The sequence below is a fragment of the Vibrio hepatarius genome, from assembly GCF_001274785.1.
Taxonomy (GTDB): Bacteria; Pseudomonadota; Gammaproteobacteria; order Enterobacterales; family Vibrionaceae; genus Vibrio; species Vibrio hepatarius.
The window spans coordinates 660,855-687,428 of record NZ_LHPI01000001.1; the positions used below are offsets into that span (position 1 = coordinate 660,855).

A 26,574-nucleotide genomic window follows, 5' to 3' on the forward strand; every position below is an offset into this window, starting at 1 on the left:
CAGCGTTTGCTTTAGCTTTTAAGTTCCGACTCAGAAAAGCGTAGTCAGCAAATTAAATGCAACCAATGTAATATGCTTGGTATTACTTCATAGTCTCTCGCAGCGTGATGTGAATTTTCAGCGGTTCAGTTTCCTCAAGGGTAATTTTAATTCGATTATTAGGAGGGATTTATGAACAAGAAACTTCTCGTTACGGCGTTATTGGCTACGTTAAGTGGCACAGTATCCGCAGAGCAAAAGGTCGTTGCTGGTTACTTCGCCGATTGGCAATACAAAAATGCTGATAACCCTTATGTGGTGGAAGACATACCTGCAGAACAACTCACTCACGTTATTTACGCGTTCTTAAGCATGTGTGGTCCGCATACTGGTGCATCTGCCGAGATTCAGCAGTTAGTCGCCGAGCAATGTGAAGGCAAAGCGCCTTACACTGCGATTGTGGTAGATACCCAAGCTGCGCTAAAGAAGGACTTTGGTAAGGTGAACGTTGATGTCCCTTATCAAGGTCACTTCGCGCAGTTGGCACAACTGAAGAAAGAGAACCCAAAGCTGAAGATTCTGCCTTCGTTTGGTGGTTGGACGATGTCTGAGCCGTTCCATGCTATGGCGAAAGATAACAAGTCGATTGAACAATTTGCTACATCCGCTGTTGATTTAATTCAGCAATATGACTTTTTTGATGGTATCGATTTGGATTGGGAATACCCCGGAGGTGGCGGTTTGACTACATCACCTTGGAACCCTGAAACCAAGCTAAGTGATGAGCAGAAAGCCAGTGAGCGTGAAGCATTTACGTATTTAGTGAAAACATTGCGTGGGGAGCTTGACGAATTGGAGCAAACTACTGGCAGAGAGTACGAACTGTCGACGGCGGTAGGCGTTGGCGCGAAAGCGGCTCAAATCGATTGGCAGGCTGCTCAGCCATACTTGACCAATATGTTCGCGATGACCTATGACTTTTTGGGTGGCTGGGGGCAGCAGACCGGACACACGACCAATTTACATGCGACCGAAAGAAGTTGGTGGGGAATGGGCGCAGATGTGTTTATTAACCAGATGATTGAATTGGGCGTACCCAGTGAAAAGATTGTACTTGGCGCTGCGTTTTATGGGCGCGGCTGGCAAGGTACGAAAGACTTTGATGGTGGGTTACCGACACAAACGCTGGTTTCTGATCAAGGTGCACAGTTTGGAACAGGTGAGAATGGTTACTTTATGTTCTGGGATTTGATGCAAAACTACAGCGCGAAGCAGGGTTATCAGTATAAGTACGATGAACAAGCTCAAGCGCCATATTTGTGGCACCCGAACAAAAAAGTGTTTATCTCATTCGAAGACCAACGTTCGATCAAAGCCAAAGCGGATTGGGTGAAGCAAGCTAACCTCGGCGGTATCTTTACTTGGGAATTATCAGGTGATCCGAGCGGTGAGTTAGTTGACGTCATGCATCAGGAAATGAACAAGCAGTAACAATAAAAAGGTCACTTTTTAATCCAAGTGACCTTTTGTTTTCAGCTCAATAGTGGCGTTGTAATGGTATGCAGTTGTTATTTAATCAGTGGCAGCAGCACATGTTCGTAACCGATCGCGAGTGAAACATAAATCAGCAACGCCGCCATTAAATAGTTAAACACCCTCAAATACTTCGGATTTTCAATTTTCTTACCCAACAATGAACCAACGATGGAATAACTCGTTGGCGCACCAAACGCCAGTACCGCTAAAACAAATGACCAAAGTAAAATGGCTTCGCCTGTGATGCCAGCACTAGGAAACTGAATGGTCGAAATGGGCAAAGTTGCGACTAGTGCTTTAGGGTTAAGGAGCTGCATAAACAGCCCGTCACGAAAGCTCAACTGATTATCGTCATAAGCCGCCTCTTGGATGTTTACGTTCGATTTAACGACCTTATAAGCGACGTAAAGAATGTAGCTACAACCAGCGAAACTGATAAAAGGCAAAATATGAGGATTAATGACTTGTCGCCCTAGATATCCCAGAAAGACAAATAAAATCAACATTGCGCATCCAACACCAATAAAGAATCCAAGGTGGTTATAGGTACGTTTGTTTAGCCCGCTGTGAAGACCGAGTAAATTGATTGGACCAGGGGTGTACATTATGCCAATGGCATAGGCAAAAATTTCAGACATAGCTAAGCCTACTTGAGTTTATTTGAATGCAGAATTGAAGGAGGTGTCGTTTAGCGTGACCATTGAAGCTGGAATTGCTTCGGGGTCATACCAAACATCTTCTTAAAGTTACGGTTCAAGTGGCTAATATCCGCAAACCCTGAATCTAAGGCCGCGAGCGTGGCGTTGCTACCGAGTTGTAAGGCTTTGCGCGCATGGTTTATGCGACAGTTCAGTACATATTGATAGGGCGTTATGCCAAACTGCGCGCGAAACAGACGAATGAAATGAAATTTCGACATCGCTGCTGCATTGGCGATATCTTCGATTGAAATGTCATTATGTAGGTTGGCAAAAATATACTCTTTGGCTCTGAATAATAGTGTGTCTGTTCTGCTGCGGCGCTCAGCTAAATCCAAACTCCCATGTTGATTAACCAATGATTGCGCCAGCATATACAGACTCGATTCGTACTCAATCTGGGTGTAAGAGGTCGTTTTTAATAGTTGTGACATATTCGCCACATGGTGTCTGAGCATTGCATCGTCAAACAAAGTATTTTGCAGGCGTAGTGTGGATGACTGCTTATAGCCGAGAGACTGGAATAGGGGATAGATTTCATCCGGGTGGATATAAAGCATCACGTACTCAAGGTCTTGCTCTACTCCAGAATGGCCATCATGGACGTCTTCAGGGTTAAACAACATCACACATCCAGGCGAGCTTTTGTGGAAAGAGCCACGACAAAAAAAGTCTTGTCGACCTTGTAACGTTAAGCCTATCGAGTATTCTTCATGGGCATGTTTTGGGTAGGTAAAATCGCTCATCGTCGCGCTTAGCAACGACACGTTGTCTTGCTGTTTGCTGGGCGTAAATTGAAAGCGATTACCATTTTCCAAAATGAATTCCTTTTCGGTGTTAGCGTTGAACTTACATCACTATAAAGTCGTACGGCTGAGAAAACTTGAATAAAATTGCTTTTATCAACAGCTAACTTTTATGCGTTCCCTGCGTTCTGAACTCAAACGTGTCTCTCGAGCTCAGAACCAAATACGCAGGCCGTATAAATTAAGCGATCGGCAGTTCTTCTCTCGCGCCCCATTCAGTCCAAGAGCCGTCATACACAGACAAGTTCTGGTAACCGCAGATATAAGCCGCTAGCAGGATAATGCATGCTGTCACGCCAGAACCACAACTGAATAGATATTGCTCTTTACCTGCTAGCAGCTCTTCAAGTTGAGGTTGTAACTCTTGCTGTGATTTCATCTTGTGTCCGTCCATGACATAAGCAAAAGGCAAGCATGCAGAATTAGGGATATGACCGCTACGAATACCAGGTCTTGGCTCGGGGACTTGAGCATCAAAGCGTTGTTGTGAGCGAGCATCAAGCGTTAAGCTGCTTGGGGCGTCAATCTTGCCTAGTACATACGCGGCGTCCACGAAGAAATCTGGATTAAGTTTTCCGTCGAAGTCACCTTTCTCAAGGGATTCAAGGTACTTTTGAACGACTGGAAATCCCGCTTTTTTCCATTCAGTCAGACCGCCATTTAAAATATAAACCTTGTTATGTCCCATGGCTTTAAACATCCACCAAGCTCTTGGCGAGGCAAACGTGCCGCTATTGTCATAAACAACAATGGTCGAATCTTGGTTGATGCCGAGTTGCTGTGCAAGCGTATTAAAGCGCTGCTCGGATGGCATCATATGAGGAAGTGGGGAGTCTGGGTCGCAGAAAACTTTGTCGTAATCAAAACGTCTAGCGTTGGGGATGATGTTCTCTTTGTCCTTCTCGCTTTCTGACGGTATTTGAAAGTCGATACTTGCATCGAGGATCACAACCGATTCGGACTGCTCAAGTTGTAACAGCTGCTGCGGTGAAATGAGTGGATTCATAAATTAGCCTGACGATGATTGAATAGTTATTTTTAAGCTACAACAGTAAATAAAAAGGGGCAACTAACCGCTGCCCCAAATTCTCTCTAAGTTGTTCATTATGCGGTTTTAAAGCGCTTCATCTGTAAGTCGAGATATTGCGCCACCTGAGCTAACTCAGAAGCTGACATAGCAACATGTTTAAAGGTTTCGCTATTGTCTCTAGTGATGTTGTAGGTTTCGGTGATATTTTCGCTAATGGTGTCGCTGACCGCGCTCTGTTCCTCAACCGCGGTTGCAATCTGGGTATTGGTATCAGTCAGCTCATAGATGGTGTTGTTGATAGTCGTGAGATTCTCAGAAGCAGACGCTGCTTGTGAAGCCGCATTGGTCACGGTTGTATGGCTAGAATCGATCGCATTACGCGCACTGTCCGCACCCGTTTGCAAAGAGTGAATCATGGATTCAATCTGACCGGTTGCTTCCTGCGTTCGACTTGCTAATGAGCGAACTTCATCGGCGACGACCGCAAATCCGCGACCTTGTTCACCAGCGCGAGCGGCTTCAATTGCAGCATTTAATGCGAGTAGATTAGTTTGTTCTGCGACGCCTCGGATGACTTCAAGAATCGAGCCTATGTTCATAGATTCATCATACAATCGCACCACTAATCCAGACCCTGTCGACATTTCTTTTTCCGCGCGCTTAATCGCTTCCAACGTTTTGGTGACTTCATCCAAACTACTTGTAATGTTATTGGAGGCATTTTGAGTAAAGTTAGCGGCATCATTGGTACTGTGCGCGATCTCAGTCGTGGTGGTCGACATTTGTTGTACTGCAGACGAAATTTGCTCCATCTCTACACGCAGGCGCTCTTGCGCTTCATTACTTGATCGAGTCACAGCAGAAAGCTCTTCCGACATTTGACCAACTTTAACGCAGGAGTCGTTTACGCCCGTGACAATCTCGCGTAGCGACAAAATCGTGTTGCGCATGTTCGTCAATAAATCGGCAATCTCGTCTTTGCCTGTGACTTTTACGTCGACAGCCAAATTACCTTCCGCTAGCTCAGTAGAAATACGTTTGACGGTATCAATGCCAACACGAATTGAACGGGTGATGAAGAACGCGATAGCAGTCGCGAAAACAATAGAGATGGTCACTAGCGTCGTGATGACATTAATTGTCGACTCTTTTTGCGCTTGTAGATCTTGGGTTAGTAATACCTGCTGGCTTGCAGATTGCTGTTTAATCATATCTAGGTGCTGTGAAATTTCTTCGCCTAGTACACGCATCGCTTGCTCTGCGGCTTTTTGTTCACCTTTCAGCGCAATCACTTCTTCAACCCCTTTGGTATAAGCTTGGCGGTATTGGGTAAAGTCCGCCAAAATGGCGCGGTCTTGAGAGGTTGATATCAACGAGCCTAAGATTATCTCTAGATTAGGCAATTCGTTGGTAAAATAGTTGTTGATTTGGTCGATGTCCTGATTGGGTGCATTGTGCACGTATTTCAATACGGCATTGTTGCCTAGCAGGAACTGCTCAACCAAAATTGACGAATAATACTCTACGTCCACATCAGGACTGTTACGCGCGGTGTGTATCATGGTTTCAAGCCCTGATATGGCTTGTTTTTCTAGCTGAGCGAAATCGGTATAGATTTTTGTATCGACAGTTTCACTTGCGCGTTTCACAACCTCAAATTGTTCGGCAAATTGATTTATATCGGCTAGAGCACTTTCAAGATGTCCTGCACTTTCTGAATCGTGGTTGCTTTCAAGGTCTGAGTTTACTAGCGCTCTTAAGTCAGTAAGTTGTTGGTTGTACGAATTTAACTGCTCCTCTGAAAGGCTTGAAGTATAATTCATCGCTGTAAGGCGGAGATTAAGAAAGCCAGATTGGATTCGTCCTGATAAAGTGGTTTCTGAAGCCAGTTGTCCATATTGTCGAAAGTTATTTGATGCACCCACCATCCCAAAGTAACTGTAACTACTTGAAATGGCAAAAAATAACACGCAACATGCAAATCCTAGCCTGATTTTGTTTGCAATAGTTAGATTGAGCATGAGCCCTCCGTTACACACATAGCTCTGAATGTATATTCTTGTTTTTTTTATAAGCTTATATGTAATCTGATTAATATCTAATTTAATCGCTGATTTTTATCATTTTTTGAATATCTCGATAAAAATTGGCTCAGAGTTGCGCTTGTTGCTTGGTATTTGTCGTGGTTAGTTCAACGATGAGAGCCGTATTAGAAAGGCTTGAAAGTTCAGTGTGGATAGAGAGGACAAGTTAATTACTAAACAACTGAGAATAAGAGCCGCATTTCACGGCTCTACTGAACAACTAACTGTATTGACCTTTGACGGCGTTACGGCCACTTGATTTGGCATCATACAGTAACTTATCGGCGAGATTACACAGCGCGTCAAATGCGATATCAACGTCTTTGGTTGTGATCACGCCGAAGCTACAAGTGACACTAACAGGCTGATCGTCATCTGTCGTAAATGTGTGTTGTGAGAGTGCAAGACGCATGCGCTCCGCTAACTTTGTCGCTTCTTGTAAATCGGTCTTAGGCAATACGATGACAAATTCTTCGCCACCAAAGCGTGCCACTATATCGTTTTTGCGCACTGTCGATTCCAACACTCCCGCAACACCGGTTAAGACCGTATCGCCAAATGCATGTCCGTAGGTATCGTTAACTTGTTTAAAGTGGTCAACATCCATCATCACTAGCGTTATTGGACCGGAATCTGGTTTCTTGGCGACGAGCTTTTGTTTGTCCAATTTGCGTTCAATCCAGTGATTGAGAGTGAGGAAGCCGTGTTGTAAGCGCAACACTTGTTTGCTTATATAGTAAATGAGCATTTCTTTGTTTGATTGAGATACAGGCTTCGTTAATGGCTTTGGCTGACGCTCTTTAGGTTGAACAAACCATTCTTCCAAGAAACGACGGTTGAATAGTCCGGTTAAGGTGTCAGTTTTCGCCAGGCGACGCATTCTCAAACGCGATCGGTTAACTGCCAAGAATACCAATGTCATTAGCAATAGAATTCCAAGCATGACGAGCAATGCTTCGCCGAGAAAGAAAAATGTGCGCTGATTGTTTTCAAGCTCTAATCGCTGTAAGACATTGTTCCAATTTAAATTCTCGTTTTCGTATTCTAGTCGTTCTAGCTCAAACAGTGTCTTCTGTAGCTCTAGGTTTTCAACTTCGCGTTGATTACTGAACTGAATAAACTTCTCGTGATATTGGCCGTAGGTTTGGTAAGCCTGCTGGAAGTTATTCTCACCCGCGTACGCCATCGCTGCGACTTTGATTAACTCCATTTGTTGCTGCTGTATGTAACGCTGATTAATGATGTCGGAGAGCATTGGCGTGATCATCTCTAATAGCGCTTGATATTGCTTACGCTCCAACATGTATTCCGCGTGCAGCAGTTTAAACGTTGCCAAGTAAGCGCTCGATGTTTCACGGTACTGCAAGTTTTCCGCGAGACTTAAGTGGCGTAGCATATTCTTATCGTCGTTAGTTTCACGGTACAAAGACGCAAGCTCAAGGTTAATGCGAAAGCGGAAGCGTCCGTCGCCGATCACCTGTGCGAGTTTTAGTGCGGTTTGATAAGAATCGATGGCCTTTTCATACTGAAACTGTGCTTTGTGTAACTTGGCAATGGTTAGCACGCTAAGTAGCTCATTAAACGACATGCGTCGTGTTTTGAAGTACTGATAAGCTTGCTCCAAGATAACTTCTGAGCGTTCATAACCTTGGATTCTTACCAGAACGCCGCCAAGCTCTAGCGCCGTTCGCTCGACGAGTCCCTGTACGCCAGAAGACTCAGCCGCTTCCATTGAAGACATTAGCGCAGCATAAGATTTTTTGAAGTCACCTTGATCGTTGTAGTAACGGCCTTTGAGTAGCAGCACTTCCGATTCAAGTTGCTTATTGCTCTCTTTGCGGGATGTTTCCAGTAGGGAATCAATCGAAGAAAGCGCGTCCTCTATATCATGTTTGCCCATCATGGCTCGGACTTGGAGTAACTTAAATTGTAGGTATTGGTTGCTTTGTTTGGCAACCAAGCCAAGGCCTTTGTTCGTCACTGCTAAGCTTTCTTCGTTTCGGCCGAGCAACTCCAGTACAGTTGCCTTAGCAAGCCAATAGCGAACCAGTAGTTCCTTTGGTTGGTTTTGTACCAAAGACTCTTCCTCGAGAGACTCTATCTGCGCCAGTGAACTTTGTGGCAGAGAATAAATTTGGCTTTCGATCCCCTCAAGCGACTGCAAGAATTTGCTTTTTGACTCAGAATTTTCCGCTACTGCGGGTGTAGTCGCAAGAGCAAACGAGCATGCAAGCGCTAATGCAATCTGCATATAGAATTTTGACATTATTATTGTTCCCTAATGGGCAGCTAACTCAGTGTAATGGGATAGGTAAATTATCTTTTTATATGTTGATGTTAGATTGTAGCCAAACATCGCTCCCTAATTATTAGGGTAATAGTAAATCACCAACTTTAGCGGGCGAAAGGTCAATCGCCAGTTACTTTTAAAATTTTGAATATAAACTCTAAAATCTCATTTTGGAGACAAAATGATGGCTAAAATTGTGATCTTAGTATCTGCTTTACTTATGGTTTCTCAATGGTATACATCACGCTAAACAATGAAGATTTATTGCAAGCAGGCATCATTGTGAAAATAGTGGGATGTTGAGTGGGGATGAATATTCTATTGTTTACCAGGTTTACACTGAACAAGTTCGTAGCGTGCTTTATCTGCTGTGATAGGCATTTTTGTCGATAGTTCAACGATTGAACCCGCTGGGCAGTCAATTCTTGGTGGAATGGACAGGAGCTGTTGTGAGCCATCGGCGAGTTGTACATTCAGGTATTTGCGATGACCATCTAGGGATTGCGTCAGAGTTTGTGTGACAACCTCTGCTTGTAATCGCTCTTGTGGCTCGTCTGGCATTAAGTAGAACAAGGCAGCGAGTAAGGCGACCAGCAAAAATAAAGTAGCGATGAAGACTTTTGGACTGTTCACCTTATGACTCCATTCGCTACTTGATAAACGTCTAGCTGCAAACAGGGCAGTTAGGCATTTTCATCAGGTTCATTTCACGCCAAGACATCGTCAGCGCGTCTAAGATGAGGATTTTGCCTTGTTTTGGCGTGCCGTAATTAGCAATGACTTTGATTGCCTCCATCGCTTGCACCGCGCCAATTATGCCTACAACGGGAGCCATGACACCGGCTTCCACACAGCTAAGCGCTGCATTGCCAAACAGTGCGCTTAGGCATTGATAGCAGGGTTGGGTAGGGTCTTGGTATGAAAAAACACTTACTTGTCCTTCCATACGAATTGCTGCGCCTGAGACTAGAGGTGTTTTCAACTCAAAACACAACTTGTTAAGTTGGTTTCGTGTTTCAACATTGTCTGATGCATCCAACACCAAAGTGTGTTGAGCAATAAGATCTTTCAGCTCACTATCAGATAAACGTTTGTCGATAGTCGCAACTTCTAGATAAGGGTTAAGCTGTGTCAGTGATTCCGACGCTGACAGCACTTTCTTTTTACCAATATCAGCGTCATGGTGTAAAACTTGGCGCTGCAAATTGGATAACTCAACCACATCGTCATCGATCAAAGTTAATTTGCCTACGCCAGCCGTTGCCAAGTATTGGCTAGAAGCGCAGCCTAAGCCGCCGGCACCTAACACCAAGATAGAGCTCTGTTTCAGTGCTTCTTGACCTTCAAAATCAAACTGCTTAAGGATAATTTGACGGTTATAGCGAAGCATTTCTTGATCAGACAAGATCTCCAAAACAAGCTCCTAGTAAAGTGTTGAGTTAAATAGCTGAATATTGACGGTTTCGCCAACTTCTACGCGACCACGTTCTCTTTCAAGCACCACAAAGCAATTTGCCAAGCTCATCGAACGGAATGCACCTGAGCTTTGATTACCAGTGGTTTCGACAACAAACTTACCATCTTCAATCGTGTAGATCCCGCGTTGGTAATCGGTTCGTCCCGGCACTTTCTTAAATGCGGTTTTGGTGGTTGCAGGAATAGACTCTGGTGCTTTCCATTCAGTGTGACCAGAAAGCTTAGCAAGCATAGGTTGAACCAATACGTACATAGTCAACACTGCTGAGACAGGGTTACCCGGTAAACCGCAGAACCAAGCGGTAGACAGTTTGCCGAATGCGAATGGTTTACCTGGTTTAATCGCCAATTTCCAAAAGCCGATTTCCCCCAGTTCTTCAAGGATATCTTTGGTGTAGTCTGCCTCACCAACGCTCACACCGCCTGAAGTGACCACCACGTCAGCCAAGGATTGCGCTTGTTCAAAGGTCGCTTTTAGTGTTTCAGGACAATCTGGGATAATACCAAGATCGATCGGCTCACAACCGAAGTTTTCAATTAGCGGTTTGATGCCATAGCGGTTGCTGTCGTAGATTTGACCTTCAGCCAAAGGTTGACCCAGCGGCTTTAACTCATCACCGGTTGAGAAGAACGCAACGCGCGGTTTGCGCACCACCGTTACATGGCTAATACCTAGCGTAGCGATCATCGGTATATCACGGGATGTAAGACGCGAGCCTTTCGGCAACACAATGTCGCCTTTACGGATATCATCACCAGTAGGGCGGATATTGTTTTGTGGCTTCACCTCAGTTTGCGTGAAAGTAACGCCATCTTCGCTGACAACGGTGTTCTCTTGCATGATGACCGCATCACATCCGTCAGGAATTTTCGCACCAGTCATAATACGCACGCAGCTACCTTGTGGCCATTCACCTTCAAACGGTTGCCCTGCAAAGGATTTGCCCGCCACTGGCATCGTGGCATTGTTGCTTAGGTCAGCAATGCGAATTGCGTATCCGTCCATCGCAGAGTTATCAAATGGAGGAACGAAAATAGGAGAGAGGATGTCTTCCGCTAACACATAGCCAATGGCTTCAGCGAGAGGTAACTGTAATGTGGTTTGAATTGGTTTAATACGCGATAGCATGTTTTCCATCGCTTCTTCAAGTGGCATTAAGCCCGGCGCATCACAACAGCCCATAACAAAATCCTAAATGTTTATAATAATTTGTTGCCGTCACTCTACCATAGAATTGACTATGGCAATAATGACCCCCTATAAAATATGGGTGTAATTATTCAAAAATCCGAGTATCCTTGTCTGCCATCCTAAAGGGGTAATCTCGTATTGGGATTCTTGACAAATGAGAGGAAGTGGAATGTCAGGTCTTAGCGAATCAGCGAAGTTGGTAAAAGATGCGCTAGAACGTCGAGGATTAGAGACGCCAATGGTGCCTAATCAGTTCAGCAGAGAAGTGAAAAAAGAGAAGATTCAACACCATATGCGTGAAATCTTGTCTCTGTTAGAGCTCGACCTCTCTGATGACAGCCTAGAAGAAACGCCGCACCGTATTGCGAAAATGTACGTGGACGAGATCTTCTCGGGTCTAGACTACTCTAACTTTCCAAAGATCACTGTGATTGAGAATAAGATGGACGTGAGCGAAATGGTGCGTGTGAAAGACATCACTGTCACCAGTACTTGCGAACATCACTTGGTAACTATCGATGGTCGCGCTGCGGTGGCGTACATTCCTCGCGGTAAGATTATTGGTCTTTCAAAGATCAATCGTATTGTTCGTTTCTTTGCTCAACGTCCGCAAGTCCAAGAACGCATGACACAGCAAATCTTAGTAGCGTTGCAAACGTTGCTTGAATCAGATGATGTGGCGGTAACGATCGACGCAACGCACTACTGCGTGAAATCACGTGGCGTAATGGACGCAACTAGCGAGACAACAACCACAGCTTTAGGTGGTATTTTTAAGTCGAATCCAGCGACAAGACACGAATTTCTCCACGGAATTCGCTAGTCTGCTAAGATTGACAACAGATTGATTTTAAAACCGCTTCCCAGTCGAAGCGGTTTTTCGTTTTGCTGAGTTCACACTGTAAATTCAGCGAATCTTTTAAAGGTATAAATGTGACAAATTCATTTAAAACACTGGGCCTGAGAGCAGAATTACTAGAAACATTAGACTCACTTGGCTACACAGAAATGACCGCGATCCAGCAGCAAGCATTGCCTATCGTTTTACAAGGCAAAGACGTGATTGGTCAAGGTAAGACGGGTTCAGGAAAAACGGCAGCATTTTCGCTTGGCTTACTGAGCAACTTAAATGTACAGCGTTTTCGCGTACAAACCTTGGTATTGTGTCCAACACGTGAGTTGGCTGACCAAGTAGCAAAAGAAATTCGTACTCTGGCACGCGGCATACATAACATTAAAGTACTGACATTGTGCGGCGGTATGCCAATGGGACCACAAATTGGTTCATTGGAGCACGGTGCGCACATACTGGTTGGTACGCCTGGACGAATCCTTGACCATATGTCAAAAGGGCGCATCAGCTTAGATGAACTCAATACTTTGGTACTAGATGAAGCAGACCGTATGTTGGATATGGGTTTTGAAGACGCGATCGATACCATTATTGAACAAGCGCCGTCAGATCGTCAGACATTGCTATTCAGTGCGACTTTCCCGCACGATATCGAGACGCTAGCGGCGAAGGTAATGAAGCAACCAGAAATGGTGAAAGTGGAATCTACCCATCAACACAGCACCATCGAGCAACGTTTCTTTAAGCTAAACACCACAGAAGAGCGTGATGATGCGCTTGAAGCGTTACTTTTGACGCATAAGCCTGAATCATCAGTCGTGTTCTGTAACACCAAAAAAGAAGTGCAGAACGTAACCGATGAGCTGAGCCATCGTGGTTTCAGTGTGGTTGAATTGCATGGCGATATGGAGCAACGTGAGCGTGAACAAGCGTTGACCATGTTTGCTAACAAGAGTATTTCGATTTTGGTGGCAACAGACGTTGCAGCTCGTGGCCTAGATGTTGATAACCTAGACGCGGTGTTCAACTTTGAACTGTCACGTGATCCAGAAGTTCATGTACACCGCATTGGTCGTACAGGTCGCGCGGGTTCAAAAGGCATCGCTTTTAGCTTTTACAGCGACAAAGAAGAGTATCGTGTTGCGCGTATCGATGAGTACATGGATATCGCGATTTCACCTTCAACATTGCCAGAAAAGCCAGTAGAGCGACCGTTTTACCCAAGCATGCAAACCATCCAGATCTTGGGTGGTAAAAAGCAGAAAGTACGTGCGGGCGATATTCTAGGTGCACTGACTAAACAAGCCGGTATCGACGGCAAGAAAATCGGTAAAATCAATATCTTGCCGATGGTGTCTTACGTTGCAGTAGAACATGACGTGGTGAAACCAGCACTTAAACAACTGCAAACCGGCAAGATGAAAGGACGAAACTTCAAAGCGCGTGTAATGAAGTAACTCCTGCAAATTTACTCCAAGTCCAAAAGCCCTAGGTAACGTCTGTTTCTAGGGCTTTACTTTAAAACTTGTAAACTGCACCAAGGCTAAACGACCAACCTAGATCACGCTGTATCAATGGACTATCTGAATCGTGATGTTGCAACTCTAACTTTCCTAGCGCAGACCAATTGGTATTAACATCAACTAAGCCAATAAGCCCGCCCTGGTAGACCCATGTATGACCCGATTCGAACTGCTCTAGCCCTGAAGCCGTGGATTCCTGAAAAGAGATATCGTACAAATGCTGTGATAACTCACGGCTGCGATAATCTACTTCGACGTAAGGAGTGATCGTAAAGTAATTGTCGATGACGTCGAACGTGCGGCCCAAGTGTAGTTGCACTTCATAGCCGTTATGTTGGTTGGTGACATCTTGCAGAAACGTCACTCGTGCGCCAACTGTACCCAAAGTAATCCCAAGCTCACCGTTACCATCTCGATTTTCAATGCCATTGGAAATGTCATCAAAATCGTCGGATACCTCAGCAAAACGCCAATGTCCGCTCAGTCCGACATAAGGGAATAATGTAACGTTGGCGAGGCTACCATCAATAAACCCATACTCGCCGTTGTAAAAAAGGTTAGGTTGCACCGAAGCTTTCGCTTTACTGCCATCGGTAAACACCGACTTTCCCAGTTCGCCACTAATGCCGATAAATGCAAAATCTTGGTATTGCTGCTGTGAAAAGGCGTTAGAAGTAGGCAACAAAGTAAGCGCTACCAGTGGCGCAAATTTGACTAATTTCAGCATATGATTCTCCTTATCGATTAATAAGAAGAACGAGAAAAAGGATAATAAATTTCCTTATAATTCAAAGATTTTAATTTTTAATATGAACAGCTATTTACTACGATTGGTATAAGCCTTACCGCAAAAATAAAGCCAACTATAAAAGCTGGCTTTAAGACCGAGTTTGGATGGATTAACGGTCAAACAAATAGAGATAATCGCCGTAGCCTTCCTGCTGCATGCTTTCTTTGGCAACAAAGCGCATCGCTGCCGAGTTCATGCAGTAGCGCAAACCCGTTGGTTTAGGGCCATCTTTAAACACATGACCAAGGTGAGAGTCGGCAAACTTACTGCGAACCTCAGTACGTGGATACACCAGTTTGAAGTCAGTTTGCGTCACGACGAAGTCGTCTTTAATAGGCTTGGTAAAGCTTGGCCAACCCGTGCCCGATTTGTATTTATCTGTAGAGGAAAACAAAGGTTCGCCAGAAACCACGTCTACATAAATACCTTCGCGCTTGTTGTCCCAATACTCATTTTGAAACGCACGCTCAGTGCCGTCTTCTTGCGTCACGTAATATTGCATCTCTGTGAGTTTCGCTTTGATCTCAGCGTCACTTGGTTTGGTGTACATTTTTTTCGCAGCTTTGTTGTTACTACGATCAATCAGCTCGCGCAGCGTTACTGGATTTTCGTTGCGGTCTTCACCAAAAATCTTATCTAAGTATTGGTCGCGCCCTGAAGCGTGGCGATAGTAGTTATAGCGGATTTTGTTTCGCTTGTAGTAGTCCTGATGGTAATCCTCTGCAGGCCAAAATTTATCGAATTTGATCAGCTCAGTTTTAAGCGGTGCTTTGAATACCCCAAGCGCTTCGATTTCTTGCATAAAACGTTCTGCAGTCTGTTTTTGTTGTTCATTGTGATAGAAGATGGCAGGGCGATACTGTGAGCCGCGATCGACAAAGGATCCTTGATCATCGGTAGGGTCGATGTGGCGGAAAAACTGGTCTAAGACATTCTCGTAACTGACTTTGTTGGCGTCGTATTTGACTTCGACCACCTCGATATGCCCGGTTTTGCCCGATGACACTTGTTTGTAGCTTGGATTGTCTACATTACCACCTGCATAACCAGAGACAACATCGACAACGCCCGGAAGTTTTTCCAAGTCAGATTCGGTACACCAGAAACAGCCACCAGCAAGAGTCGCGACTTCGATCTTGGCATTTGCATCTGTTTTGGACATATCACTGTCCGCAACGCCGATAAAAGAAGCTAGGGCAGCAACCGCAGCGACTACAGGGAAAATAAACTTCAACTTCACTTTCATATCAACCTCATCGATTGTTTTCGTTATCGCCATATAAAGAACGAGTAACCACAAAAAAAATTGCACAGTTCTAATAGTTTTATTGATATGAAGCGGCCCAATGAGCCGCTTTTCTGTTTTCGGAGAGTTAACCTAGTGCCGGTAACACGCCGATAGTAATGAGGATTTGTGCGCCGATAATGAGCACGCCTATTGCGCTACTCGCAACCAAGCCAACATTGCCGCCAAATACTTGGTAATGAGACTCTTGCGCTTGTGAGCGTGCTTTCTTCGCCATCATGATTGGTAGGAAGATAGCCAGTACCGCAAGGGCAATAGCTGCGTAACCAAGTGCCATAATGAAGCCTTGCGGGTAAAACATTGCAAAGCCCATTGGCGGTAAAAATGTCACCAGACCTACAACCAAACGTGAATTGCCATTGGTACGCTTTTTAATCGTATCGCCTAGAAACTCAAATAAACCGAGGCTAACACCCAAGAAAGAAGTAAGTAGCGCCAAGTCAGCAAAGATACCAATCGCTTGCCCTAGGTTTGACTGATGAACCGTGGTTGAAAGCGTTGAAATCAGTGCGCTCAGACCTTGATTTTCTAATAGCGTTGACTGATTCACTACGCCCAAAGTCACGACTTGCCAGAAGATGTAGATGATCAAAGGAATCGCTGAACCGATCAAAATCGCTTTACGCAATGATGGTGTGTGACCGTCTAAGTAGTTAACGATTGCAGGGATACTACCGTGGAAGCCAAAAGAGGTAAAAATTACTGGAATAGCGGCAATAACCAAACCTTGTTCTACAGGCATGCTAAGCAGGTAAGACTCAGTCACATTGGGAGCTAAGAATGTTAACACTAGCGCCATTGCGACAATCTTAATTAAAAACAGCACGCGGTTTACTTTATCAACGGTTGCTGTGCCGACGGTGACAATCGCCGCGACAATTAAAGTAAATAGCAGTGTTGCTGTCGTTGATGACACCTCAATACCAGTAAAGCTTGCAATACGTTCACCAAACTGGGCGCCGCCGCCTGCAATGTACGCAGCACAAAGAGCGTAGAACAAAAACATCATGGCGAAGCTCGCCACCCATTTCCCTTTAGTACCGAGAAACTGTTTAGCCAGTGTATGCAATGTGGCGTCTTGTTCTGCGTGCTGGTGGACTTCAATCATTAACAGCGCGGTGTAAGCCATAAATGCCCATAGCGCGATCATAATCATCAATGATGTGGAGAAGCCGATTCCGGCAGAAGCGAGTGGTAGAGCGAGCATGCCAGCACCAATGGTTGTGCCAGCAATGATCAAAGTACTTCCTAAAACCTTTGATTTTGTCATGTATACAATTCTTTACGTTGTTTAATTTGTTATCTAGATGAATTGACCAATTTTAAAGCAATAAGTGGTTCGACTCACCATGTATGGACGCATTGTGTAAGATAAAAACCGTATTTTCAAGCAAAATGTACAGATTAATTACCATTGATGTAAATTTATATTTACATTGATGGCTATTCGTCAAAAGTAATCGTTTACCTGAGACAAAAATCATACCTAAAGGATATTTTGCTTTGTGCTTTCAAAAAACTGTCATATAAGTCCTTTAAAAAGGGATAATCGTCCACACATAGAGGTGTGGAGTTAATTCAATTCTAGTTATAGGAGGTCCAGGATGAGTGACCACAGATTTAATGAAGAAAGCCTAGAGCTTTTAGATGCAATGGAGATTGGCTTTGATTTGTCAGATTATGACCAGTCAATCGAAGACGTTGCAGAAGAAATCTTCAACAGCTAATTACCCTGCTTAAAAAGGGTGAAACCAGAAGAGCCAGTGCAATCGCGCTGGCTTTGTGCTTTTATGAAAAGACAAATTAGAAAAGCTGTTGTAATCGATGAACTATCTTGCCCACTTACATATCGCCGACCACTGTAATTCCAACGCGCTTGGTAACCTATTGGGTGACTTTGTAAAAGGGAACCCAGACAATCAATACGATAATGACGTCGTGCAGGGGATCCGCCTGCATCGTTTTGTCGACTCTTATACGGATAGCCATGAACTTGTGCGTGAAGCAAGGCAGTTGTTCGCGGGTAAGCAGAGGCGCTTTTCGGGTATCGCACTCGATATGTTCTGGGACCACTGCTTAGCGTCGAATTGGCAGCAATACCACGACCATGGACTGCGTAAGTTCTGCGAGCAGCAACGCGTGTTGGTGTCACGAGAACACGACGCAGAACTACCTGAACGGTTTACGCGAGTAACTGCTGCGATGTGGCAGGGGCGTTGGATGGAGTCTTACCAAGATCTCGAAAATATCGAGTATGCTTTGCAGCGGATGTCGAATCGCAGCCCAAGAATGGGTGAACTGGCCAACTGTTTTAACACCTTAGACAAAAATTACGCTGATCTCGTAAAAGTATTTAAAGCGATGTACCCAGATGTACTAAACGCTGCGCAGCGATTCTGATAGAATCGCACGTTCTGTTTTATTCGGTACCTGTTCATGTCTACATTCCAACAACTGGGTGTTTGCCCAGCTTTATTGACCACGATTGAAAAACTTGGTTTTAGTCAACCTACGCCAATTCAGCAATACGCGATCCCGCATGTATTGGAAGGCAAAGATGTTTTAGCTGGGGCGCAAACAGGAACCGGAAAAACGGCAGCGTTTGGTTTGCCTCTGATTCAAATGCTGTCTGGAAGTAATGTTCGCCGAGATCCACAAGGTAACGATGTCAGCGCGCTGATCCTCGTTCCAACACGTGAGCTAGCGCAGCAAGTATTCGACAACCTTATTTCATATGCTGAAGGCTGCGACATCCATATTGTGGCCGCTTACGGCGGAACCAGCATGAACGTCCAAACGAGAAATCTAGCCAATGGTTGTGACATTCTGATCGCAACTCCGGGTCGATTACTGGATCACTTGTTCTGTAAAAATATCAATTTGCGTAAGACGGGTTATCTTGTATTCGATGAAGCAGACCGGATGCTAGATATGGGGTTTATGCCTGATATCCAACGTATTTTGAAAAAGGTTTCGCCAGAGCGCCAAACGTTGTTTTTCTCCGCGACCTTTGACAAACGCATCAAAAATATTGCTTACAAAATGTTGCAAGAACCGGTCGAGTTGCAAGTGACGCCAACCAACAGCACCGCTGAAACCGTTAAGCAGATTGTTTATCCAGTAGATAAGAAACGTAAGGCAGAGTTACTAGCTTACCTAATTGGTTCACGTAACTGGCAGCAAGTACTGGTGTTTACTAAAACCAAACAAGGTAGCGACGCACTGGCAAAAGAGCTTAAATTAGACGGTATTAAAGCAGCGTCGATTAATGGTGATAAAAGCCAAGGTGCTCGCCAGAAGGCTCTGGACGACTTTAAAGACGGTAAAATCCGCGCACTGATTGCCACAGACGTTGCTGCTCGCGGTTTAGATATCAACCAGCTTGAGCAAGTGGTGAACTTCGACATGCCATACAAAGCGGAAGACTATGTCCATCGTATCGGACGTACTGGTCGCGCAGGTAAAGAGGGCTTTGCAGCGTCTCTAATGAGTCGTGACGAAGAATACCTGCTAGAAGCGATTGAGCGACTGCTGGACACGCGTTTACCGCAAGAATGGCTGCAAGGCTTCGAACCGAGTCTAATTGAAGATTTAGAACCTGACCGCTCGCCGAAAAAGAAAGGCCGCTCATCCGATAAGCGCAAGATGAAAGCTAAGCTTAAGATTCACGCTAATCGTGGCAAAAAGCGCTAATAGATGGCCAGAAAGGAGTGACCATTGCAAAGCAGTAAGGATACACACCCGTTAACGTTAGAGCTGCTTAGCATCGATGATGCGGAGCAGCTTTTGGCATTTGAAACTGAAAACAAAGATTGGTTCGATCAGTTTATTCCGCCTCGCGAATCCGACTTTTACTCACTCCAAGGCGTCACGGAACATATTCAAGAGTTTCTATTGGATTATCAGTGCAAACAATTGGTGCCATTTTTAATCAAAAACGCACAAAAACAGATTGTTGGCCGAATGAACTTTACTAGTATCAATGCCAAAAAAGGCACCGCGCACGTTGGGTATCGTGTTGGCAAAGCATTTACCTCACAAGGCGTCGCCAAACGTGCGCTGGCACTAGCAAAATCTGAGCTGCAAGAGCAAGGAATGAAAAGGCTGTTTGCCTACGCAGAGCAATCTAATATTGCCTCGCAACGCGTGTTAACATCGAGTGGTTTTCGTAGCATACGCGTGGTCGACGATTTCGCAGAGTTGCACGGCCGTTCAATTAGTTGTATAGAGTTTAGCTGCCAACTCAGTTAATCAAGGATAGAGAAATGGAATTTCCGATTCATGCTTCTTGTCAGTGCGGACAAGTCAGTTATGTACTCAAGGCTCAGCCGTTAAAAGTGTTTGCTTGCCATTGTCAGGAGTGCCAGAAACTTGCAACCAGTGCATATAGCGTTACCGCAATTTGCGACACCAACGATGTGGAATTTTCTGGTGAAATGGGTGAGTGGTCGCGACTTGCAGAAAGCGGTAATAAGAATCACGCCAAATTCTGCCCTCAATGTGGGAATCGCATCTATCACTACAATCCAGACGCGCCAGAAACGGTGAAACTTAAACTCAAACCTGTTGGTATGAAACATGACTCGGTATTTAAACCACAGGCTCATGTTTGGGTAAGTGAGAAATTGGATTGGGTTGACATCCCGCAAGGCATGAAGTGCTTTGATAAACAGCCATAAAGAAAAAGGAGCGATTTCGCTCCTTTTTTTTGAACTAGGCGTATTGTGCAACTAAGCTATTCCAACTGCGGCGCTGGTTTTCCAAATCTTTTTTAAGTTGCTTATAGCGCAGTAGCAAAACCGAGTGTTCATATTTTTTCACTAAGTCACTTTTCTTCGCTTCTACGAGCTGCTTTTTCAATTCGTAGTAGTCTGATAGCTTACTGACTAACGCTTCAAACTCTTCGTTTAATGCTTCATTAAGCTGCTTGGCGTTAGGTAACATGCTGATTTTATTCGATGCGGTTGTCAGCGCCTTCTTCGCTTTCGCTTTTTCGATTTTAATCTTAGGTGTAACACGCAATTTGTTGGCTAATCCGAGCCATGAACAGCTTTTGATCAGCCATTTAGTCGGATCGTACTGCCACCAATAGATACCATTTCGGTAATCATTCTCGAAAATATGGTGGTAGTTGTGGTAACCCTCACCGAACGTAAATACAGCAAGCACAGCGTTATCGCGAGCGGTGTTTTTGTCCGTGTAAGGCTGAGAGCCCCAAATGTGCGCGAGTGAGTTAATGAAGAATGTAGAGTGATGGCTAAGTACCAAACGCACAACACCCACCATCAAAAGCATGCCCCAGATATCTTGATAGATAAGGCCTAATGCGAGTGGAATACCAATATTGGTCACCAACGCGAGCAACAAGTAGTGTTTGTGCTGCCACATAACTATCTTATCTTTCTGTAAGTCACGAGAGTTGGTGTAATCCGCGTAGCTGTCTTTATTGTACTGTCTCAGCATCCAACCGATATGCGAAAACCAGAAACCACGCTTCGCCGAGTAAGGGTCTTTGTCATTATTGTCGACATGTTTGTGGTGGACACGGTGATCAGAGCTCCAGTGCAACGCGCTATTCTGCAAGGCAAAAGCGCCACCTAGGGCGAATAGCAAACGCAATGACCAGTGCGCTTCGTAAGTTTTATGTGACCAAAGGCGGTGGTAACCCGCAGTAATTGACAGATTACAGAAGGAATAGGTGATAGCCAGCCACAACCAATGCTCAATTGAATAACCAAATTGATAACCATACCAAGGCGCGACGACAACGGCACAAGCAAAGCTCACCAAAAACAGTAGGACATTCACCCAGATCAAAGGTGGCTTTTCCTTATGAGACATCTTTCATTTCCATTTCAGCTAACAGTTGTGCGCCAGAATATCAGCGTACATGTGTAAGTCAAATAAAAAGGCTAACAATGTGAACAGAATGTTTGGCTTTTGGATTGTGAATGAATAGTATGAATGGGTACAACATCCTTACAGGAAGTAAAAAGGAACTAATAATGGAACTAAAAGTAGCTGAATATAGCGATTACCAGCGTATTGCAGAGCTTCACGCAAAGAGCTGGCAGAAGCACTACCAAGGCATCTTAGGAAGAGATTACCTCGAAGAAGAAGTGCTTAATGACCGCTTAGTAATTTGGCAGACCCGTCTAATCAATCCTCCTTTCAATCAACACGTACTTTTGTTGGAAGAAAACGGGCAGTTGTGTGGATTTATATGCGCATTCGGTAATCATGACTTTGAAAAGGGCACCATCATTGATGCGTTACATGTGGATGATGCGTATCGTGGCAAAGGACTTGGCGCTCGTTTAATCGAAGAGATGGCTAAATGGATCGAACAGTACTTTTCAGAGACTGGTGTCTATCTGGAAGTGATGAAAAAGAACAAGCAAGCAATTGAGTTTTACGAGCATATTGGTGGTGAACACACCCTCGAACGCTTGTGGGAATCGCCATGTGGTAACCAATTGCCGGAGCTGGTTTACACTTGGAACTCTGCTTCAGAGTTGCGTAAATCGCTACACAGTCACAGTAAATGCGATTTAGTAATAAACTGATACATTTCTGTTATCCATCCTGATATTTCTCGGACATTGTGTGGTAAACCGTTAGGTAATTTGCTCTAGCTAAAAATACGCTATTGCCTAATGGTTTACTCATGAAAAAAACACTTCTATTGAGCGCTCTTTCTAGCGCAATCTTGTTGTCAGGGTGTGGAGAACAGAATCAAGGACCGAACCAAGCGCAAGCGCCACTTGTGGCCGTGGAATCCGCGCAAATGGTCTCTCATCAGGCAAGTAAATCTTATATCGGCCGTGTCGAAGCGGTTGAAGACACCAACATTACCGCTCAAGTTACTGGTTACCTACAGCAACGCCATTTTGAAGAAGGCCAAATGGTCGAAAAAGGTCAGTTGCTCTACAGTATCGAGCCTTCTTCTTTCAAAGCTCAGGTTGCCAGCGCGAAAGCGTCTGTGGCGCAAGCAACAGCTGCGCTGAAAAAAGCAGAACTGGATTTCCAACGCGGCAAAAACCTATTACCGAAAGGGAGTATTTCTCAGTCGGAGTTTGATAACTTAAATGCTGCGTTGCTAGGCGCTAAAGCCCAACTGGAAGCAAACAAAGCGCAACTTCACTTAGCTGAAGTCAACCTGTCTTATACACAAATCAAAGCGCCATTCTCTGGCCGTATCGCACAAAGTAAAGTCAGTACTGGTGATCTGGTTTCGCCACAAGCTGGAATATTAACCACGTTGGTGAGCTTAGACCCAGTGCACACGAGCTTTAGTATCAGTGAACGCGAACGCCTTGAAATGGGCATGGATCGCATTAAGTCCAATGACGAAGTGGAAGCGAGCAAAGTAGAAGTTCAAGTGGTACTTGAAAATGGCGAGAAATTTGAGCATCTAGGTCAGCTCGACTACTTGGGTAACCGAGTCAATACCGATACGGGAACGATTGCGATGCGTGCTGAAGTACCTAATCCGGATTATCGCTTGCTGCCAGGGCAACACGTGCGTGTCGAGCTGAGACAAAAACAATCTAGCCAAGTTTTAGTCGTGCCGCGTCGCGCAGTGCAGACCGACCTCGAAGGTAACTTTGTTATGGTCGTGGCAGAAGGGAATGTCGCAGAACGCCGCAACGTCAAACTAGGACGTCAATTAGAACAAGGAATTATCGTTAGTGACGGTGTCACTCAAGACGATATTGTGATCACTCAAGGCCTACAACGTATCCGTAATGGTGTTCCGGTTCGAATCCAACAATCAGAGCAATCCGCTGAATAAAGGTGCTTAAATGTTAAGTCGTTTCTTTATCCAGCGTCCTAAGTTTGCGCTGGTCATCTCGATTATTCTTACTCTGGCAGGGGCGATAGCTTTAATGGTACTGCCGGTGGCGGAATACCCAAAAATCAGTCCTCCTTCCGTTAGTGTCACGGCTTATTACACTGGGGCAAGTGCAGAAGTTGTTGAACAAGCGATAGCCGACCCGATAGAAACATCGGTCAACGGCGTTGAGAACATGATCTACATGTCCTCTAAAAGTGCGAATGACGGCTCGTACAGCCTCAATGTCACGTTTGATGTCGGTACGGACCCTGATATGGCGCAGGTGAACGTGCAAAACCGCGTGGCGCAGATTGAGTCGAAGCTGCCGCAGGAAGTGCGTATGGTCGGCGTGACGGTGAAAAAGCGTTCACCTGACTTGTTGATGGTACTGAACTTCTATTCACCAGATGGTAAGTATGACGATCAGTTCTTGATCAACTACATCAACCTTAACGTCAAAGACCAACTGGCGCGTGTTAAAGGCATCAGTGAAGTCAACGTTATTGGCGGCGGTGAGTACGCGATGCGGGTTTGGCTTGACCCGGATAAGATGGCGAGCCTAAAACTGACCACATCTGACGTTTATGCGGCGTTAGCGGAGCAAAACGTTCAGGTCGCGGCTGGTCGCATTGGCGCTGCGCCATACAATGATGTGCAGGAAGTGCAGTTCAACCTCGTAACCAAAGGCCGTCTAGAGAGCGTGAGTGAGTTCGAGAACGTCGTTCTACGCGCCAATAGCGATGGTTCAACTGTATACCTCAAAGATATTGCTCGCGTTGAGTTGGGCAAGAAGTTCTACGACGGTAGTGGTAAGTTCCGTGACCAACAAGCGTCTATCGTTGCACTTTCACTTCAATCCGATGCAAACGCGCTAGAAAGCGGTCAAGCGGTCATGGAAATGCTTGAGAAGTTGAGCGTTAACTTCCCGGATGGCATGGCTTACGAAACCAGTTATGACACAACGCTGTTTGTTGCAGAGTCGATTCAAGGCGTTGTCAAAACCTTAATTGAAGCGATCTTGCTGGTTATTGCGGTGACTTATCTATTCTTAGGTAGTGGTCGAGCGACGTTGATTCCGGTTGTTGCGATTCCTGTGTCATTAATCGGTACGTTTGCAGTGATGCAAATGACTGGCTTTACGATTAACACGGTTACGCTGTTTGGTTTGATTTTGGCGATTGGTATTGTGGTCGACGATGCGATCTTGGTAATCGAAAACGTGGATACCACAATGGCAAAAGACCCAAGTATCAGCCCACGTAAGGCAACCTTACTGGCGATGAAAGAGGTCACGGGGCCTATTATCACCTCAACCTTGGTTCTGCTTGCAGTATTCCTGCCAGTCGCGATGCTACCGGGTATCACTGGAATCATGTATCGTCAGTTCGCGCTGACCATCTGTATCTCCGTTGTTATCTCTTCAATCAACGCGCTGACGCTGTCCCCAGCGTTGTGTTCGTTGGTTCTAAAGCAGGGCGGCGGTAATACGGCTCGCTGGTTTGTCGCGTTCAACGAAGGTTTAGAACGGATCACACACCGTTATGGCCAAGTGGCGGGTTTCTTAGTCAAGAAATCTGCATTGCTAGTGGTGTTCTTTATCGTCGCTATCTCTGCAGTAACTTTCTTCGCCAAAAACACGTCTTCTGCGTTTGTACCGCAGGAAGATAAAGGCATCTTATTGGTAAACGTTCAGCTACCTGATTCGGCTTCACTCTCGCGTACGGAAGAAGTGACTGAGCAGTTGGTTGCCATGGTTGAACAAGAACCGGGTGTGGACGGCGTGACCGTTGCGAACGGTTTTGCGTTTATGACGGGCGCGGCGGCATCTAACGGAGCCTCCTTGTTCATTAAGCTTCATGACTGGGAAACACGAAACGCGCTTGATGGTGAGCATGCAGCAAACGCTATTGCACAACGCATCAATGGTCGAGCTGCTATGGATCTTCCTCAGGCTGTTGTGTTCGCGATGGGACCACCTGCTGTACCGGGTATGGGCGCGGCTTCGGGTTTTGAATTTGTGTTGGAAGACACACTAGGTCGCAGCCGTACCGATTTGGCTATGGTGATGGGCCAGGTGATTGAAGAGGCGACTAAGCAGCCAGAAATCGCTTATGCCTTCAGTACGTTCCGTGCGAATGTGCCACATTACTATGTCGATATTGACCGTGAGAAAGCAAAGCAACTGGGGATTTCACTCAGCAGCATTTTCCAAACGCTACAGGGTAACTTGGGTTCGCTCTATGTGAACGACTTTACCATGTTTGGTAAGAACTTCCGCGTGACCATGCAGGCAGATAGCGAATACCGCAGCGGAATGGAAGACCTAGAGCGTTTCCATGTGCGCTCTTCAAAAGGTGAGCTTATCCCACTCAGCACGTTGGTGAGTTATGAGCAAGTGTTTGAGCCGGATGTCGCATGGCGTTACAACATGTACCGCAGTGCGATTATTCAAGGTCAGCCAGCGCCGGGTTATTCGAGTGGTGACGCGATCGCTGCGATGGAGCGTGTTGCGGCAGATGTTCTCCCGCAAGGCTACCAATACGAATGGACGGGTATGGCCTATCAAGAGGTGCTAGCAGGCAACCAAGCTATCTATGCGTTTGCCTTGGCACTGATCTTTATCTACTTGTTTATGGTGGCGCAATATGAGAGTTGGAGTATTCCTCTGGCAATCATCTTGGTTGTGCCAGTTGCAACGCTGGGTACATTCCTCGCATTGAATCTAACAGGTACGCCACTAAACCTATACGCGCAGATTGGTTTGGTTCTCTTGATAGCATTGGCGGCGAAGAACGCAATTTTGATTGTGGAGTTCGCTAAACAAGAGCGAGAAGAGAAAGATATCCCAATTGATGAGGCATCGGTAAATGGCGGTAAGCTACGCTTCCGTGCTGTGAACATGACGTCTTGGTCGTTCATCTTAGGTATCTTCCCACTGATCTTTGCATCCGGTGCGGGGCACGTGAGCCAAAACTCATTGGGCATTTCGCTGGTTGGCGGTCTACTGTGTGTGTTACTCGCAGGTACATTCCTGATCCCAGGCTTTTATGCTCTGGTTCAGCGTCAACGTGAAAAAGTACATGGTGGTAACACCAAACTTATCCCGTTAGATGATGAGTAACAAGCTAAGCCACTCATGACAACAAAAGCCAACGTATCTACGTTGGCTTTTTG

Annotated in this window: 23 protein-coding genes; 11 read left to right on the forward strand and 12 right to left on the reverse strand. The window is 45.3% G+C overall.

Annotated elements, in window-relative coordinates; genetic code table 11:
* The first annotated feature begins 171 nt into the window (after positions 1–171).
* Positions 172–1,470 (forward strand): glycoside hydrolase family 18 protein, encoded by a 1,299-nt coding sequence (locus AKJ31_RS02950; RefSeq protein WP_053407582.1) that lies wholly within the window; start codon positions 172–174, stop codon positions 1,468–1,470.
* Between the two features lie 77 nt (positions 1,471–1,547).
* Here the strand turns inward: AKJ31_RS02950 and AKJ31_RS02955 are convergent, their stop codons facing one another.
* The 8 genes from AKJ31_RS02955 to moeA form a co-directional block, all read right to left on the reverse strand.
* Complete coding sequence (locus AKJ31_RS02955; RefSeq protein ID WP_053407583.1) at positions 1,548–2,153, reverse strand: LysE family translocator; 606 nt, start codon at positions 2,151–2,153, stop codon at positions 1,548–1,550.
* A 50-nt stretch (positions 2,154–2,203) separates the two neighbouring features.
* Entirely contained in the window at positions 2,204–3,031 is an 828-nt protein-coding gene (locus tag AKJ31_RS02960; RefSeq protein ID WP_053407584.1) for an AraC family transcriptional regulator, read from the reverse strand.
* A 169-nt stretch (positions 3,032–3,200) separates the two neighbouring features.
* Complete coding sequence (locus AKJ31_RS02965) at positions 3,201–4,025, reverse strand: sulfurtransferase (RefSeq protein ID WP_053407585.1); 825 nt, start codon at positions 4,023–4,025, stop codon at positions 3,201–3,203.
* A gap of 98 nt (positions 4,026–4,123) precedes the next feature.
* Complete coding sequence (locus AKJ31_RS02970; RefSeq protein WP_053407586.1) at positions 4,124–6,070, reverse strand: methyl-accepting chemotaxis protein; 1,947 nt, start codon at positions 6,068–6,070, stop codon at positions 4,124–4,126.
* Positions 6,071–6,353: 283 nt separating this feature from the next.
* On the reverse strand, positions 6,354–8,399 hold the full coding sequence (locus AKJ31_RS02975; protein WP_053407587.1) for a GGDEF domain-containing protein: 2,046 nt from the start codon (positions 8,397–8,399) through the stop codon (positions 6,354–6,356).
* A 342-nt stretch (positions 8,400–8,741) separates the two neighbouring features.
* Positions 8,742–9,056: a hypothetical protein gene (locus tag AKJ31_RS02980; protein ID WP_053407588.1), complete on the reverse strand. Its 315-nt coding sequence runs from the start codon at positions 9,054–9,056 to the stop codon at positions 8,742–8,744.
* Positions 9,057–9,087: 31 nt separating this feature from the next.
* Positions 9,088–9,837, reverse strand: a complete 750-nt coding sequence (gene moeB, locus AKJ31_RS02985) for a molybdopterin-synthase adenylyltransferase MoeB (protein ID WP_053407589.1) — start codon at positions 9,835–9,837, stop codon at positions 9,088–9,090.
* A gap of 9 nt (positions 9,838–9,846) precedes the next feature.
* The gene (gene moeA / locus AKJ31_RS02990) at positions 9,847–11,082 is read right to left on the reverse strand and encodes a molybdopterin molybdotransferase MoeA (RefSeq protein WP_053407590.1); all 1,236 of its coding nucleotides are present in this window, start codon (positions 11,080–11,082) and stop codon (positions 9,847–9,849) included.
* 178 nt (positions 11,083–11,260) lie between these two features.
* Here moeA and folE point away from each other — a divergent pair, with 178 nt between their 5' ends.
* A complete protein-coding gene (gene folE / locus AKJ31_RS02995) occupies positions 11,261–11,914 on the forward strand; it encodes a GTP cyclohydrolase I FolE (protein WP_053407591.1) in 654 nt (217 codons plus the stop codon).
* A 110-nt stretch (positions 11,915–12,024) separates the two neighbouring features.
* Positions 12,025–13,401, forward strand: a complete 1,377-nt coding sequence (dbpA, locus tag AKJ31_RS03000) for an ATP-dependent RNA helicase DbpA (RefSeq protein ID WP_053407592.1) — start codon at positions 12,025–12,027, stop codon at positions 13,399–13,401.
* Between the two features lie 61 nt (positions 13,402–13,462).
* On the opposite strand, the gene AKJ31_RS03005 is transcribed toward dbpA, so the two are convergent.
* From AKJ31_RS03005 to AKJ31_RS03015, 3 genes are all read right to left on the reverse strand, one after another.
* Positions 13,463–14,194, reverse strand: a complete 732-nt coding sequence (locus AKJ31_RS03005; RefSeq protein ID WP_053407593.1) for a MipA/OmpV family protein — start codon at positions 14,192–14,194, stop codon at positions 13,463–13,465.
* A gap of 172 nt (positions 14,195–14,366) precedes the next feature.
* Complete coding sequence (gene msrB, locus AKJ31_RS03010) at positions 14,367–15,503, reverse strand: peptide-methionine (R)-S-oxide reductase MsrB (protein WP_053407594.1); 1,137 nt, start codon at positions 15,501–15,503, stop codon at positions 14,367–14,369.
* A gap of 127 nt (positions 15,504–15,630) precedes the next feature.
* Positions 15,631–16,833 (reverse strand): aromatic amino acid transport family protein, encoded by a 1,203-nt coding sequence (locus AKJ31_RS03015; protein WP_053407595.1) that lies wholly within the window; start codon positions 16,831–16,833, stop codon positions 15,631–15,633.
* A 334-nt stretch (positions 16,834–17,167) separates the two neighbouring features.
* Between AKJ31_RS03015 and AKJ31_RS23515 the strand changes: the two genes are divergently transcribed.
* From AKJ31_RS23515 to AKJ31_RS03035, 5 genes are all read left to right on the forward strand, one after another.
* Positions 17,168–17,290: a hypothetical protein gene (locus AKJ31_RS23515; protein ID WP_281173327.1), complete on the forward strand. Its 123-nt coding sequence runs from the start codon at positions 17,168–17,170 to the stop codon at positions 17,288–17,290.
* Positions 17,291–17,387: 97 nt separating this feature from the next.
* Complete coding sequence (locus AKJ31_RS03020) at positions 17,388–17,963, forward strand: acyl carrier protein phosphodiesterase (protein WP_053407596.1); 576 nt, start codon at positions 17,388–17,390, stop codon at positions 17,961–17,963.
* Between the two features lie 36 nt (positions 17,964–17,999).
* On the forward strand, positions 18,000–19,256 hold the full coding sequence (locus AKJ31_RS03025; RefSeq protein WP_053407597.1) for a DEAD/DEAH box helicase: 1,257 nt from the start codon (positions 18,000–18,002) through the stop codon (positions 19,254–19,256).
* A gap of 24 nt (positions 19,257–19,280) precedes the next feature.
* On the forward strand, positions 19,281–19,814 hold the full coding sequence (locus AKJ31_RS03030; RefSeq protein ID WP_053407598.1) for a GNAT family N-acetyltransferase: 534 nt from the start codon (positions 19,281–19,283) through the stop codon (positions 19,812–19,814).
* Between the two features lie 14 nt (positions 19,815–19,828).
* Positions 19,829–20,242: a GFA family protein gene (locus tag AKJ31_RS03035; protein ID WP_053407599.1), complete on the forward strand. Its 414-nt coding sequence runs from the start codon at positions 19,829–19,831 to the stop codon at positions 20,240–20,242.
* Between the two features lie 34 nt (positions 20,243–20,276).
* On the opposite strand, the gene AKJ31_RS03040 is transcribed toward AKJ31_RS03035, so the two are convergent.
* Positions 20,277–21,404, reverse strand: coding sequence for an acyl-CoA desaturase (locus tag AKJ31_RS03040; RefSeq protein WP_053407600.1), 1,128 nt, complete (start codon positions 21,402–21,404; stop codon positions 20,277–20,279).
* A gap of 164 nt (positions 21,405–21,568) precedes the next feature.
* Between AKJ31_RS03040 and AKJ31_RS03045 the strand changes: the two genes are divergently transcribed.
* From AKJ31_RS03045 to AKJ31_RS03055, 3 genes are all read left to right on the forward strand, one after another.
* Positions 21,569–22,129 carry a GNAT family N-acetyltransferase gene (locus AKJ31_RS03045; RefSeq protein WP_053407601.1) on the forward strand — a complete coding sequence of 187 codons (561 nt, stop codon included), beginning with the start codon at positions 21,569–21,571 and terminating at the stop codon, positions 22,127–22,129.
* 101 nt (positions 22,130–22,230) lie between these two features.
* Positions 22,231–23,358, forward strand: a complete 1,128-nt coding sequence (locus AKJ31_RS03050; RefSeq protein WP_053407602.1) for an efflux RND transporter periplasmic adaptor subunit — start codon at positions 22,231–22,233, stop codon at positions 23,356–23,358.
* 10 nt (positions 23,359–23,368) lie between these two features.
* Positions 23,369–26,521 carry an efflux RND transporter permease subunit gene (locus AKJ31_RS03055; RefSeq protein ID WP_053407603.1) on the forward strand — a complete coding sequence of 1,051 codons (3,153 nt, stop codon included), beginning with the start codon at positions 23,369–23,371 and terminating at the stop codon, positions 26,519–26,521.
* Positions 26,522–26,574 lie beyond the last annotated feature (53 nt).

Coding starts and splice junctions, on each gene's coding strand:
- AKJ31_RS02950 (WP_053407582.1), top strand. CDS start 172: ATGAACAAGAAACTTCTCGTTACGGCGTTATTGGCTACGTTAAGTGGC.
- AKJ31_RS02955 (WP_053407583.1), bottom strand. CDS start 2,153: ATGTCTGAAATTTTTGCCTATGCCATTGGCATAATGTACACCCCTGGT.
- AKJ31_RS02965 (WP_053407585.1), bottom strand. CDS start 4,025: ATGAATCCACTCATTTCACCGCAGCAGCTGTTACAACTTGAGCAGTCC.
- AKJ31_RS02970 (WP_053407586.1), bottom strand. CDS start 6,070: ATGCTCAATCTAACTATTGCAAACAAAATCAGGCTAGGATTTGCATGT.
- AKJ31_RS02975 (WP_053407587.1), bottom strand. CDS start 8,399: ATGTCAAAATTCTATATGCAGATTGCATTAGCGCTTGCATGCTCGTTT.
- moeA (WP_053407590.1), bottom strand. CDS start 11,082: ATGGGCTGTTGTGATGCGCCGGGCTTAATGCCACTTGAAGAAGCGATG.
- folE (WP_053407591.1), top strand. CDS start 11,261: ATGTCAGGTCTTAGCGAATCAGCGAAGTTGGTAAAAGATGCGCTAGAA.
- AKJ31_RS03005 (WP_053407593.1), bottom strand. CDS start 14,194: ATGCTGAAATTAGTCAAATTTGCGCCACTGGTAGCGCTTACTTTGTTG.
- msrB (WP_053407594.1), bottom strand. CDS start 15,503: ATGAAAGTGAAGTTGAAGTTTATTTTCCCTGTAGTCGCTGCGGTTGCT.
- AKJ31_RS03015 (WP_053407595.1), bottom strand. CDS start 16,833: ATGACAAAATCAAAGGTTTTAGGAAGTACTTTGATCATTGCTGGCACA.
- AKJ31_RS23515 (WP_281173327.1), top strand. CDS start 17,168: ATGAGTGACCACAGATTTAATGAAGAAAGCCTAGAGCTTTTAGATGCA.
- AKJ31_RS03020 (WP_053407596.1), top strand. CDS start 17,388: ATGAACTATCTTGCCCACTTACATATCGCCGACCACTGTAATTCCAAC.
- AKJ31_RS03025 (WP_053407597.1), top strand. CDS start 18,000: ATGTCTACATTCCAACAACTGGGTGTTTGCCCAGCTTTATTGACCACG.
- AKJ31_RS03035 (WP_053407599.1), top strand. CDS start 19,829: ATGGAATTTCCGATTCATGCTTCTTGTCAGTGCGGACAAGTCAGTTAT.
- AKJ31_RS03040 (WP_053407600.1), bottom strand. CDS start 21,404: ATGTCTCATAAGGAAAAGCCACCTTTGATCTGGGTGAATGTCCTACTG.
- AKJ31_RS03045 (WP_053407601.1), top strand. CDS start 21,569: ATGGAACTAAAAGTAGCTGAATATAGCGATTACCAGCGTATTGCAGAG.
- AKJ31_RS03050 (WP_053407602.1), top strand. CDS start 22,231: ATGAAAAAAACACTTCTATTGAGCGCTCTTTCTAGCGCAATCTTGTTG.
- AKJ31_RS03055 (WP_053407603.1), top strand. CDS start 23,369: ATGTTAAGTCGTTTCTTTATCCAGCGTCCTAAGTTTGCGCTGGTCATC.